This window comes from Clostridium sp. YIM B02506 (assembly GCF_022324845.1).
In the GTDB taxonomy this organism is placed as follows: domain Bacteria; phylum Bacillota; class Clostridia; order Clostridiales; family Clostridiaceae; genus Clostridium_T; species Clostridium_T intestinale.
On sequence record NZ_JAKGTG010000046.1, the window covers coordinates 15,456 to 27,631 of the forward strand.

10 protein-coding genes are annotated in these 12,176 nt (G+C 28.4%); 1 reads left to right on the plus strand and 9 read right to left on the minus strand.

All coding sequences use genetic code 11. The annotated features are described in order from the left end of the window. Window positions 1-6: 6 nt before the first annotated feature. From L1S49_RS21860 to L1S49_RS21875, 4 genes are all read right to left on the minus strand, one after another. The gene (locus L1S49_RS21860) at window positions 7-333 is read right to left on the minus strand and encodes a PTS lactose/cellobiose transporter subunit IIA (protein WP_021804138.1); all 327 of its coding nucleotides are present in this window, start codon (window positions 331-333) and stop codon (window positions 7-9) included. A gap of 148 nt (window positions 334-481) precedes the next feature. Continuing rightward, on the minus strand, window positions 482-3,151 hold the full coding sequence (locus L1S49_RS21865; protein WP_238907414.1) for a sigma-54-dependent transcriptional regulator: 2,670 nt from the start codon (window positions 3,149-3,151) through the stop codon (window positions 482-484). Window positions 3,152-3,279: 128 nt separating this feature from the next. Further along, the gene (locus L1S49_RS21870; RefSeq protein ID WP_238907415.1) at window positions 3,280-4,653 is read right to left on the minus strand and encodes a metallophosphoesterase; all 1,374 of its coding nucleotides are present in this window, start codon (window positions 4,651-4,653) and stop codon (window positions 3,280-3,282) included. 12 nt (window positions 4,654-4,665) lie between these two features. Continuing rightward, window positions 4,666-5,103 (minus strand): MarR family transcriptional regulator, encoded by a 438-nt coding sequence (locus tag L1S49_RS21875; protein WP_021804135.1) that lies wholly within the window; start codon window positions 5,101-5,103, stop codon window positions 4,666-4,668. Window positions 5,104-5,264: 161 nt separating this feature from the next. Here L1S49_RS21875 and L1S49_RS21880 point away from each other — a divergent pair, with 161 nt between their 5' ends. Next, the gene (locus tag L1S49_RS21880; protein ID WP_238907416.1) at window positions 5,265-5,810 is read left to right on the plus strand and encodes a glutathione peroxidase; all 546 of its coding nucleotides are present in this window, start codon (window positions 5,265-5,267) and stop codon (window positions 5,808-5,810) included. A 50-nt stretch (window positions 5,811-5,860) separates the two neighbouring features. On the opposite strand, the gene L1S49_RS21885 is transcribed toward L1S49_RS21880, so the two are convergent. From L1S49_RS21885 to L1S49_RS21905, 5 genes are all read right to left on the minus strand, one after another. Next, a complete protein-coding gene (locus L1S49_RS21885; RefSeq protein WP_238907417.1) occupies window positions 5,861-8,212 on the minus strand; it encodes an EAL domain-containing protein in 2,352 nt (783 codons plus the stop codon). A 168-nt stretch (window positions 8,213-8,380) separates the two neighbouring features. Then, a complete protein-coding gene (locus L1S49_RS21890; protein ID WP_238907418.1) occupies window positions 8,381-9,898 on the minus strand; it encodes a HAMP domain-containing sensor histidine kinase in 1,518 nt (505 codons plus the stop codon). Then, window positions 9,888-10,565 carry a response regulator transcription factor gene (locus L1S49_RS21895; RefSeq protein WP_238907419.1) on the minus strand — a complete coding sequence of 226 codons (678 nt, stop codon included), beginning with the start codon at window positions 10,563-10,565 and terminating at the stop codon, window positions 9,888-9,890. The genes L1S49_RS21890 and L1S49_RS21895 overlap by 11 nt, the downstream gene beginning before the upstream one ends. Window positions 10,566-10,657: 92 nt before the next feature. Then, window positions 10,658-11,128 (minus strand): DUF4342 domain-containing protein, encoded by a 471-nt coding sequence (locus tag L1S49_RS21900; RefSeq protein WP_238907420.1) that lies wholly within the window; start codon window positions 11,126-11,128, stop codon window positions 10,658-10,660. 101 nt (window positions 11,129-11,229) lie between these two features. Continuing rightward, complete coding sequence (locus L1S49_RS21905; RefSeq protein ID WP_238907421.1) at window positions 11,230-11,997, minus strand: nitroreductase family protein; 768 nt, start codon at window positions 11,995-11,997, stop codon at window positions 11,230-11,232. Window positions 11,998-12,176 lie beyond the last annotated feature (179 nt).

Genomic DNA, 12,176 nt, shown 5'->3' on the forward strand with positions numbered 1-12,176 from the left:
ACACTTTTACTTTAATAGCTTTTTAATATCTGCTATACTCTCATACATGTCTATAAATTCTTGTGCTAAATCCCTAACTGTCATAGCATTCATAAAGTGATCTTGTGCATGAACCATAAGAAGTGTAACTTCTTGAGCGTTTCCTGCGGCTTCTTCCTGAATTAAACCAGTTTGCATATTATGAGCCTTCTCTAAAGATTCTGAACAACTTTTAAGAGATTTCTTAGCTTCATCTATGCTCCCTGCTTTTGCTTGTTTTATGGCTTGCATTGCATAGCTTTTTGCATCTCCGCCATTTACAATGATTTGAAATATTATATCTTGGTAGTCCATCTATGTCATCCTCTCCTACTTTATATTATTTGTGTTATTTTATTTACGTAATATTATATAGCAACTATGATGCCAACACAGATAAAAAAGTGACTATATAGAAACAAAACTTAATTTTGTTATCATATATAATCACTTTTTTTATATTTTAATTATGCTCATTTAAAAAACTTACTATACGGCAAATATCATCATCTGATATTTTTATAGAATATTTAGTGTTTAACATTGCAGTCACATTTTTAATTGTTCTAAAAAATTCTTCATTTTTTTCTATATATATTTCCTTGTCTTTAAAAGATCTTGTACTTCCACCTGACTTTAGCCTATCTATCATACAAGCTACATGAAAGGTTTCTCCGATTAATATATTCGTAGATATCTTTAGCCTTAAAGATTCTATAATAGTATTATTAAAACTTTTAATATCATTTAAAACTTCAAATCCATTAATATTAGTAAGTTGATTTTGTAATGTATGCCCCATTTTTATATAAGTAGTTTCAATATCAATTTCTTTTTGAAGAATTTCTATAACTTCTGAGCTCATTACCTTATCTAAACCATATTGTAATATAGGTGTATCTAATTCAAAAGGACTTATTATACATATAATTCTATAATCCTTAGATACTTCTTTAATTTTTCTTAATATGTTTTTCTTGCCTTCAAACATAACAGCTATTACTTCTATTAAAGATTTATCAAAATGAAGATTTTGCTCTAGGAAATTTTTAACCATAAGTGCTCCACCTTCTCCGGTAGTACAAACAGTCACTATAGCCAATTTATCTATTTTCTCAGATAATTCCTTTATTTTTTGAGACTCGTCTTCTAAAATAGTATTTACTTTTAGAGTTTCCTCATAAACTTCTTCTAAAGAATATCCTATCATGGCTTTTCTAGTAGCTTCAATAACATGTAATGTACTAACTAAAGGTAAAGTTTTAGTTTTTATACCTAACTCCTCTTCTAATTCTTCACCAAAAGTTGTAAGTGAACCCATATCAACTAAAAATAATATATCCGACTTGATTTTTGATTGAATTATAAAATCCTTAATTCTATTTATAACTTTTTGTGGTTTTTCTTCTATGGGTGCATTTATACCTATTGCATAATTAGTTCCTAAAAGCTTGTTAGTTGCATCAGCCATAGAAGTTGCAGTAGCTGCTCCATGAGCAACAACTATTACCTTAACTTCATCTTTTTCTTCATCAATATTTCTATCATCATAAACTAAAAACATAGCTAAAAATGCAGCTTCATCAATAGGCATTGATATATCTAAAATTCTATCTATTATTTTCAAACAATTTAATGCAATATTGAATTCATTTTTATATTCTGTTCTTATTTTGTTTAATTGAGGATTTATTATTTTTTGATTCTTTTTAATTCTTTCTATTGAATTAGCTATATGAACAGCTAATCCATAATATATTTTCTCACTTAAACTTTTATTTAGTCTATCTTCACAGTATGCAACAATCTCTTGAACTAAGTTAATTATCTCTTCATCTATTATACTTTCAAGATTAGATATATCTCTTTTTTTATTAACATTATAAATATAGTTATTAAAATAATCTTCTATATCTTTGCTCATTTCCTTATCAAGCTCTTCAGTGGATATCCCCCTGCTTTTTAGTTCATGTATTCTTAAATCTAACATATCATATATGTTTTCATCATTTTCATACTCTTGAAATAATACATCTTCTTTATCATTATTAAATATGCAGTATCTACTATTTATACCTACAAGCTTATTCCAAAGTTGCCTATGCTCTATTGCAGTATATAATCCTTGCCTAATATAAACGGGCAAATCTATAGTATTAATCCTTAAAATCTTTTTCTTTTTAGAAACAAAATCCGCATAAGCCTTAGCACAAGCTAGCTGTACGTCTGTTTTTAATTGCCCTACATTATTGGGACAATTATAACTTGAAAATGCCTTCATTGCATTTACTGATACCTTTATATCCCTATCAAGTCTAGAGGACTCTTCTCTAAAAAATTGGCATATAAGATTAAATCTTTCTTCTAAACTTCTTTCTTTAAGGCTAGGTATACGAATAATCATTGGAATTCTTCTTGTAAATGTGTTTAAAAGCATAGATTCAGGATTTTCTGTAGTTGCACAAATAATTAATACATTAGCATTTCTCTCTAAATCAGTTTCACCTAATCTTCTAAAGGTTCCCTTATCTATAAAGGTAAAAAACATTTCTTGTCCCTCTGGAGGTAGTCGATGAACCTCATCTAAAAACAAAACTCCTCCATCTGCTTTTTCTATAAGTCCCTCTTTATCACTGTCTGCACCAGTATATGCACCTTTTTTAGATCCAAATATTTGACTTATAAGCAGCTGAGGATTGTTTGAGTAGTCTGCACAGTTAAATGTTATAAGTTCTGAATTTTCATCCATTCTTCCCATTTCTTTTGCATACTTATAAATTAAGTTAGCAAACATGGACTTTCCTACACCTGTTTCTCCCAAAATTAATATATTCATTCCTTTAGGCGGATATAATACTGCCGCTTTTGCCTGCTCTATAGGAGAATATAAACTTGAATTTTTTGATGCAAATTTATCTATTGTAGATTCTTCCTTATAATCTATCCCTTCCATAGTAAAGAGTACTGGTTTTCCTTTAATTTTAATTATCTTACCTTCTTCAGATAACTTATTTAAATCGCTACTTACGTTTGCCCTATCAAGCCCTAGTGCATTAGCCACCTCTATAGCACTTATACCATTACCCTCATAAAGCTCCTTAAACTTTTCAAAAACACTATCTATTCTTCGCATACTATCCCCTCCACCATGGATTATAGTAGTAAGTTTATATGTTAACCTTATCATAAAAGTAATTAATATACCCCTATGATACTATATACTCATAGAGGTATTATTTTAGTTTTATTATGCTTCTTCAATTACTTATTGTCAATATGAAGGTTATTGTCATCTGTGTCCTTATCGCTAGATATCGATTGAATATATTTAGCTAAAAATCCTGGAGGATTAGTTTGCCATAATTTATATCCCTCTGAATTTAATATACTTTCATTGTCTATGTTTTCTGTTCCTTCAAAGTATTTTAAATTAAGCTCTTTAAATGTTTCACTCATAAGATTTATTTGCTCTATGGAGTATCCCTTAACATCTGCTAAATTTATATATGCCATATCTGCTGCCTTATCTCCAAAAGCTTTTTTAGAATATTCTTTAAAACTCAATAAATTAGTATCGGTATTTTTGTTTTCTTTAGCCCAGTCTTCAACATTAACCCACTCAGTACTATAATCAAATGCTTTATTGGGGCTTGAATATTTTAAGACACTATATTTCTGAGGATATACGCTTAGAGCTCCCGTGGTTATATCATATATCTTTTTAGAAGACTCCGGATTTTTATAAGAGCTTATGTCTTGCACATGAATATGCCCACTTAAAGTAAATTTAATTTCATTACTCAAAAAGTTATTGATAGCTTTTTGATTATCATTAAGAGTAAATCCATCCTTTACTACCTCACTATGATCCATTAAATTATGATGCATAACTGTTACTAATTCAGCATCATTATCTTTTGCAAGCTTCCTACACTCTTCTATCCACTTATAAGTTTCATCTGTTATCCTACCATCAGTTTGTGGTTTCTTATTTTTCTCATTATCCTTATACTGACAAGTATCTAACATTAATAGCCAAACATCTTCAGATGGAGCAGACAAGTAACTTAAAGTATTTTTATCTCTAGATATAGCTTCTTTATAACCATATTCTCCATAAATATCCTCAAAGTCCTTGTCACTTATATAGTCAGTTTTTAACTGTTTATCTTCTTTAAACTCTCTTGCCCAGGGATTTAATATATCATGATTCCCAGGTATAACATAAACTGAGGTACCTGAATCCTCTACTACTTTTAATTTTTTTGCTAAATCTTCATGACTTTTCTTTTCCCCATTATTAGTTAAATCCCCACTTATAATAAGAACTTGTGGACGATTTTTCTTAATATCATTTATAAAAGCATCTGTTATATCATCTATATACTTAAGTTGCTTTCCATCTCCGCTATCTATAAAGTTTTGAAAAGCTTCTCCTCCATCAGTTAAGCTTTTAGATAAGTAATGTATGTCAGTAGCAACATAAAATGTGATAACTTCTCCAGACTTAATTTTAGGTTCTATCTTTCCTGTTATAAGTACTTCTTTAGTATCAACATTTTTATTTGCTCCACAAGAAATTAAAAAACTACTAAGTATTACAAAAATGATGAAAATTCTATTTTTGATGTTCATTCATTTCCTCGCTTAATCTTCTTTATTTATATTAGAAAGAAGAGAATCAATTTCTTTCTTTAACTTAAATAAAAGCATTGGATCATAATCTAAACATTCTACAATACATTTAGGTATGTTTAGAGCCTTTTCTTTAAGTTCATTCCCCTTATCGGTTATTGATACACAAAGCAATCTCTCATCTTCTGTAGATCTTTCCCTTTTTATATATCCTATACTTTCTAATCTTTTAAGTAGTGGAGTAAGAGTTCCTGAATCTAAATATAGTTTATTTCCAAGATCTTTTAATGTTATATTTTCTTTCTCCCAAAGCACTAACATTACTAAATATTGAGGATATGTGATTCCTAATTCATTTAAAAAAGGACGATATAATTTTGTAATAGCCCTAGATGTAGCATATACAGAAAAACATAATTGGTTTTCTAGTTTTAAAAAATCATTATTCATAAGTGGTCACCTCCTGTCAAAACCTCCCGATTATTATACTCCTATTATAATGTATAAATACTAATTTGTTAATATAATTATAATATATTCTCAATTTAATTGCATGCAATTAAATTTGTGATATAATAATCTTATGCAATATAAATTAGGAGATGATAATTTTGTCAATTTATGATTTTAGTTTTAAAACAATCGATGGAAAAGAACAGTCTTTAAGTGAATTCAAAGGTAAAAACCTACTTATAGTTAACACTGCTAGTAAATGTGGATTCACACCTCAATATAAAGATTTAGAGGCATTATATCAAAAATTTAAAAATGATGATTTTGAAATTATAGGATTCCCTTGTAATCAATTTGGAGAACAAGAACCTGGAAATTCAAGTGAAATAAAAAACTTCTGTGAAATCAATTATGGAGTTAATTTCACAATAACAGAAAAGGTTGATGTAAATGGACCTTCAGCACATCCATTATTTACATACCTTAAAGAAAATACTAAATTCGAAGGACTAGATACAACTACACCTTCAGGAAAACTTCTACATACTTTCTTAAAAGAAAAATTTCCTGAATCTTTATTAGGTGATTCTATTAAATGGAATTTTACAAAGTTTCTTATAGGTAAAGATGGTCAAATTGTTAAAAGATTTGAGTCTACATTTGAACCATTAGATATAGAGCCCTATATTACTGCTGCTAAATAAACCAAAAAAGATACTGTGAATAAATTTATTTCATTCACAGTATCTTTTTCCTAAGAAATCTTCAAATCAAAACCATCTGGCGGTACAGGTTTACCATAATAATAACCTTGGATATATTGGCATTTAAGGGACCTTAAACAATTTACCTGCTCTACTGTTTCTACGCCCTCAGCAATAACATATACCCCTAAGTTTTCTGCCATGTTAATTATAGATTTAGCTATGCTAGAATTTTCGTTAATATTATCTATAAACGCCTTATCTATTTTTAATCCATCAATCTTAAACTTCTGTAGGTATTTTAATGAACTATACCCAGTACCAAAATCATCTATAGAAACTCTTACACCTAGATTTTTTAACTCTTCCAATTTACTTATAACTTCTTCTTCTTTATATAATGCAACACTTTCGGTTATTTCTAGTTCTAAGTTTTTAGGATTTATCCCCGTAGTTTTTAATGTATTTACAACCATATTAATAAAGGCCTTCTCCATAAACTGTATACTAGATACATTTACTGATACTCTAAAATCTTTATCTATAGTATCATTCCATTCCTTACATTGTTTGCAAGCTTCTTCTAATATCCATTTTCCTAATGGAACTATAAACCCAGTTTCTTCTGCTAGCGGTATAAACTCTATTGGTGAAACAAATCCTCTGTCAGCACTGTTCCATCTTACTAAAGCCTCTGCACCTTCTATTCTTTCAGTGGTTATGTCAACCTGTTTTTGATAATATAAAACAAACTCTTTGTTATCTAGAGCTTCTTCAAGCATTTCTTGTGATATTCTACTTCTCATGTCCTCATTATAAATAATAGAACTATTTTTATTGTTTTTCTTTACATGATACATAGCTACATCTGCATTATTTATTAAATCATCTACTGTACTTCCATGGTCTATAGATATACTTATCCCTATACTGCAAGTTATTTTGCAGGCTTTCCTACCAATATACATAGGTTGTTTTATTCTATCCAACAAATCCTTACATATATTGTCTATTTCTTTATAAGATTTTATGTTAGGTATAAATGTAACAAACTCATCTCCACCAAACCTAGAAATTATAGGATTATAGTTTTTCAATTTTTCTTTTATCCTAGCAGCTACATTAACTAATATATAATCTCCTGTGCTATGCCCTAAACTATCATTTATATCTTTGAATCCATCAATATCGATAAAAATTATTGCGGATTTATTTCCATTTTTCATCTCATCATCCAAGATCACCTGAACATCATCAAAAAAGACACCTCTATTAAATGTTTCTGTTAGTTGATCATATTTTGCCTGATATAATATCTCGCTTTGAGTTCTCTCTACTGTAGAAAGAAGATTATTAAATCCCGTTTCCAAAATAGATATCTCGTCATTTCTTTTTATAGAAATTCTTTTAGAAAAATCATTGTTTTTTTCTATATTTCCTACATTATATATTAATTCATTAAGCCTTTTAAAAATTGTTTTATCTATTAACCATAACAATAATATAAATGACACAAGTAAAACTACGCTAGTAGTAGCTATATACTTATACACACCATATGTGCCCATATTTAGTATATTCATATCTACATCTATGTTGCTTGTCATCTTTATTAACTTATTTCCATCGTAATCGTAAATAATTCCTACACTTTTATCACTTTTACCATTTTCGTCTACCCATATATCTGCTTTTATTCCTCTGCCGCTTATATAAGTAGTTGATGTTATGTCACCTGGTTTATCAATATTATCATCAAGCTTCAGATTCATTAAAAGATTATCGCCCATACTATTAACTAGATTTTCATTAACATATCTTCCGCAGACTATCCATCCTACTGAATTCCCAAGTCCGCCACTTCTAGTTATTGGATAAGCTGCTAGTAACATGCTCCCTTTAGGAGAACTGATTAACTTAGCTTGAATCCTTATATCATTAAATATCCATTCCTTACCTTTTATAAAATCAATTATTTCATCTGATTTGTTAATTTCCTGCTTATTATGTAAATCAAATTCTTTACCATAAGCTAGTTCCTTATCTTTATCAAAAATATAAAGCAAATTCCAATTATTTAGTGAAAAAGTTTCATCTATATAATTTGAGTCTATATAACTTTTATCTCTATTTGATACATATTCATATGTATCATCCCAGCTGCCATAATCCTTAGCTGAGTTCTCTAGGTCAATAAGTTGATTATTTAACTCATTAACAACTTGCTTCATATTTCCTTGACCTTGATTTTTTAATAGATAATCAAAATTTCTAATTATAAAACTATTAGATAATCCATAAACAATAAGTACTGATGCTACTATAGTTAACAGAAAAAATATTGATATTTGACTTCTAAGCTGGTACTTTTTACTTTTCTTAATTTTGTCATGTTTGACCATAAATTTTTCTCCCAGTACAATAAGCTCGTAATTTATTTATACATTAATTATATAACATAGCTCATGCATATTTATATATTTTTTTAAATATATGCTAAAATAAAACCATGGAAATTTGTAGAAAATAAAAACTAGCCTCTAACTAAAAGTTATAAAAGGCTAGTCTTTTTAAGTATTCATAGGTAAATTAATTATTATCGTTGTCCCTACATTAAGAGAACTATTAACTGTGATTTTACCTTTATGTTTCATAATTATCCACTTCGCTATGGATAACCCTAGTCCATTTCCACCAGTTTCTCTAGTTCTAGACTCATCTGCTCTATAAAATCTATCAAAAATTTTTGGAATATCTTTTTCATCAATACCTATGCCATTATCTTTTATAACTATTTCTACATTATTACCATTAACATAGGTACTTATACCAATGTTTCCGCCTTTTGGAGTATACTTTATGCTATTGTCTAGAAATATTCTAAAAGCTTGCTTTAACAGCTTCTCATCTGCATATATTTTTACAACTTCATTTTTATCACAACTTATATTATGATCATTATCTATAATCTTAGTTTCTTTTAAAAGTTCATCAACAAGGAAGTTTAAATCAAACTCCTCCATAATAACTGGTTGAGTATTTTTATCCCCTCTTGCTAGAAATAATAGTTTTTCAACAAGGTCCTTCATATTATTTGCCTCTGACTTTATAGCTGATATAGACTCCTCAAGAGCTTCCTTATCCTCTTTTCCCCATCTATCTAAAAGCCTAGCATACCCCTGTATTACTGCTATAGGAGTTCTAAGTTCATGAGAAGCATCTGATACAAATTGATTTTGAATATTATAAGCCTCTTGAATTCTATCTAACATTCCATTAAAAGTTTTTGCTAAATCTTTAAGCTCATCTTGAGTTCCACCTACACTTAATCTTGTGTCTATCTGTTTTATGGTAATATTCTCAACGGTTTTATTCATATCATCAATAGGCTTGAGTATCTTTTTACTTCTGCTTTTCACATTACCTAAAGATAAAAATAAGCACACCATCTCTGCGATAACTACCCATAAAATAAAATTTCCTAAAAAGCTGAAATCCTCATATAAATTATACTTTATCTGAATATTAAACTTACTACCACTCTCCTCAGCGGCTCTATCATAAATATAATTTATATTAAAAATACTATTAATATTGTTTTTTATTGTTTCCTCACTTATATTATTCTGAAACTTAAAATGACCATATGCTAAAACTCTCACATTATCTTTAGATAAGTCATTTATATAAGCTTCACTATTTCTATATAAAATTTCCTTATTATTATCATAAATTATAATTTCATAACCATTAGTCTCTTTTAATAAATTTAGTCTATCTATTGATAAATTCTCTGTTTCTTTTAGTTCTTTAGATATAGTAACAAAGGATTTTTCTATATTACTATTTATTTTAGTGAAGGTAAAGTATCCATAAATACCTGTTATGAATAAATTTATAAAGAAAAGTAAATTTAGACAAACCAAAACATACATAACATTTAACTTAAGAACTATTGATAGTCTAACTTTAGTTATAAGTACTTTATATTGCTCTTTTATAAGCTTCACAGATTCTTTAAAAATCTTAGTGGCTATATTGGTTATATACTCTATTTCCTTATCATATTTACCTTTATTATTTTTCATCTTTTATCATATATCCTACCCCTCTTAAAGTATGGATTATTTTTTGATTATATTTGTCATCTATTTTACTTCTAAGGTATCGTATATATACATCTACTACATTAGTATCCCCGAAATAATCATAACCCCAAACAGTTTCTATAATTTTATCCCTAGTCAGTACTCTATTTTTATTTTCAAGCAAATACCTTAAAAGCTCAAATTCTTTTTTAGTAAGCTCTATATTTTCTCCATCATAAGAAAGATTATAACCCTCTAAGTCCATTAATAGCTCTTTATATCTTAGTTCTTCTTTTTTAGTAACCTTCTTTCTCTTTAAAGCTACCCTTATCCTTGCAAGAAGCTCCTCTATCTCAAAAGGTTTAGTTATATAATCGTCTGCTCCCATATCTAGTCCAGTTACCTTATCCATAGTTTCATCCTTAGCTGTAAGCATTATTACAGGAACTTCGCTTTCTTCCCTTATTCTTCTTAATACCTCTATGCCATTCATTGAAGGGAGCATTATATCTAGAAGTATTAAATCAAACTCCTCATTTCTTGCCTTCATGAGTCCTTGTCTTCCATCATGAACCTTTGTGACTTTATATCCCTCATAATTTAATTCCATCTCTACAAATCTAGCTATTTTTATCTCGTCCTCTATTATAAGTATGTTACCCTTCATAATTACCCTCCTAAAGAATAAAAAAGATAACTTTATTATAGCAAATTCACCTGCTATACCATAAGGTTATCTCTTTTAATATTCATTAAATACTATTTACTAAACTCTTCTTTAATATTGTTTGTTGCCATAGCCATTTTATCCATAGCTTCATTAGCCCTAGTTTTTTCTATATCTTCTCCATGAAATCTAATCTTATGCCCTGTAAATAAAGCTAATAGTAATAATGGTATTGATATATATGGTGCTAATACAACTACTATCGATGTTATTGTTAATGAAAGCTTCAATATTGTATTTTCATGTTTTCTTACTTCTAAATAATTTGAGTTTCCTTTTCTTATTACCTTTTTACACCAAGATATTACTCCACATATTGCATCTGAGGCTCCACTTTCTTTTTTCTCTTCTTGTTTAGCTTCTTCTTTTATTTTTCCGTTTTTCTCAAGATAAATAATTGCCTCTAAGATGTCTCCATTACTTTGCTCTAAAGCTTCCTTTGCATCTTCATAAGATACATCTACTCTTCCTCTTAATTCATCTATTTGCTCAATTGTTATCATAATATTATCCCTCCAAAATTTATTTTTCTTAATCTATATCTAAAGTATAAATTCAGAGGCTTATAATAAAATTAGTTAAAGATTAAAATTAGATTAGAAAATTATTTTTCCTTCCAATTCTCCAACATAACCTTTATTGACCTAGTCATTTCTTTTGAAAAATCTGATCCTATTTTTCTACCATACATATATTGTCCAAAATTTTCAGCCTTATATATATTTTCTTTAGCTACTTTTTTATCCTTAAACATATCTGCGAAATCTTCATCTTTTAATCTATTATATTCTTCATTAAAAACGATATATTTTCTATCAAATCTAGGTTGTATTATTCTATTGTAATTTCCTGGGTAATATCCCATGCAAAGCATACCTACAGGTACTACCCACTTAGGTAGGTTAAACATTTCTTTATGAATCTCATAGTTTTCAATAATATCACCTATATAACATGATCCTATTCCTAATGATTCAGCAGCTATAACAGCATTTTGTGCAGCTATCATTGTGTCTTCTATAGCTAAAACAAAATCGCCTTCTCCTGGTCCAGCATATTTTTTATTATTACGTTCACAATAATCTTTAACATTACTATAATCAAAATAATCATACCATCTTTGCATATCCGCTAAAAATAACAATACAGTTGGTGCCTTTGCTATAAAAGGCTGATCATCACAAGTTTTACTAAGCTTCTTTTTCTTTTCCTCATCTTCAACAATAATCACTGAATACATCATCATATTGCCAGCAGTAGGAGCTCTCATGGCTGCTTCAATTATTATATCTAAATGCTCTTTAGATATCTTTTCTTCCTTATATTTTCTAAGAGACATACGATTTGAAATAACATTTATAACATCATTCATCTTATTCAATCCTTTCACTACTTTTACTTATCTATAATACTAACAAATAAATCCTGTATTTGCCATGATTCCGTTATCTTGATTTCCTTCTTAACTTCTTAACTTCTTAACTTTTTAACTTTTTAACTTTTTAACTTTTTAACTTTTTAACTTTTTAACTTTTTAACTTTTTAACTTTT

Bases quoted from the DNA above. Each gene is read 5' to 3' on its own strand.
- L1S49_RS21860 (WP_021804138.1), bottom strand. From the start codon at position 333: ATGGACTACCAAGATATAATATTTCAAATCATTGTAAATGGCGGAGAT.
- L1S49_RS21865 (WP_238907414.1), bottom strand. From the start codon at position 3,151: ATGCGAAGAATAGATAGTGTTTTTGAAAAGTTTAAGGAGCTTTATGAG.
- L1S49_RS21870 (WP_238907415.1), bottom strand. From the start codon at position 4,653: ATGAACATCAAAAATAGAATTTTCATCATTTTTGTAATACTTAGTAGT.
- L1S49_RS21875 (WP_021804135.1), bottom strand. From the start codon at position 5,103: ATGAATAATGATTTTTTAAAACTAGAAAACCAATTATGTTTTTCTGTA.
- L1S49_RS21885 (WP_238907417.1), bottom strand. From the start codon at position 8,212: ATGGTCAAACATGACAAAATTAAGAAAAGTAAAAAGTACCAGCTTAGA.
- L1S49_RS21890 (WP_238907418.1), bottom strand. From the start codon at position 9,898: ATGAAAAATAATAAAGGTAAATATGATAAGGAAATAGAGTATATAACC.
- L1S49_RS21895 (WP_238907419.1), bottom strand. From the start codon at position 10,565: ATGAAGGGTAACATACTTATAATAGAGGACGAGATAAAAATAGCTAGA.
- L1S49_RS21900 (WP_238907420.1), bottom strand. From the start codon at position 11,128: ATGATAACAATTGAGCAAATAGATGAATTAAGAGGAAGAGTAGATGTA.
- L1S49_RS21905 (WP_238907421.1), bottom strand. From the start codon at position 11,997: ATGAATGATGTTATAAATGTTATTTCAAATCGTATGTCTCTTAGAAAA.